The organism is Mesorhizobium sp. M2A.F.Ca.ET.042.01.1.1, assembly GCF_003997405.1.
Lineage (GTDB): Bacteria > Pseudomonadota > Alphaproteobacteria > Rhizobiales > Rhizobiaceae > Mesorhizobium.
The window spans coordinates 1-614 of sequence record NZ_RZRX01000629.1 but is presented as its reverse complement, the minus strand read 5'-3'; the positions used below and the strand labels follow the sequence as shown (position 1 = coordinate 614).

Here is a 614-nt window from a genome sequence, read left to right as displayed (position 1 = left end):
CTATGGCAATGCGATCATGCTTTCGGTCGTCGGCGGGGTTTCGGAGTACCTGTCCTCCCTCGCCGACAATGGCAGCGACAGCCAGCAGCGGCAGGTGACGACCGTTGACCCCGTTACGGGACAGACGGTCACCACCACCTATGGCGGCTCCGGTTCGCAACGCGATGCCCGCAGCATCGCCTTCGACAAATCGTCGACGGCGTTGCAGCAGCTGGCACAAGAGGCATTCCGCGACACGCAGAACATTCCGCCGACCCTCTACGTCGACCAGGGCACGCCGGTCGTCGTCTTTGTGCGCCGGGATCTCGATTTTTCCGAGCTCTATGCCGATCCGGTAGAAGAGGAGCTGGCTCGACTGAAGCGCGGCGGGAAACCTGCAAAGGCGCTCGATCCGACGCCGCTCTCTGTCACACCGACGTCTGAGGCTGATCCGGATTATCCAGGCTACGGGAATCCGGCCCGATGAATGTCAGAGAGCCTGTGCCGAACCCCTGGGCGCGCGCACCGGTGTTGCGCGCCGAACTGGAACCGATCTGGCCCTATATGGAGGAAGAATCGGTTTCGGAAATCGCCATCAACCGACCCGGCGAAGTTTTCATTGAGCGGCTGGGTAC

Annotated in this window: 1 protein-coding gene; it reads left to right on the top strand. The window is 62.1% G+C overall.

What is annotated here, in order from left to right:
* On the top strand, positions 1-466 hold a 466-nt coding region (locus EOA23_RS35265), incomplete at its 5' end, for a TrbI/VirB10 family protein (protein ID WP_281058787.1).
* Positions 467-614: the final 148 nt, after the last annotated feature.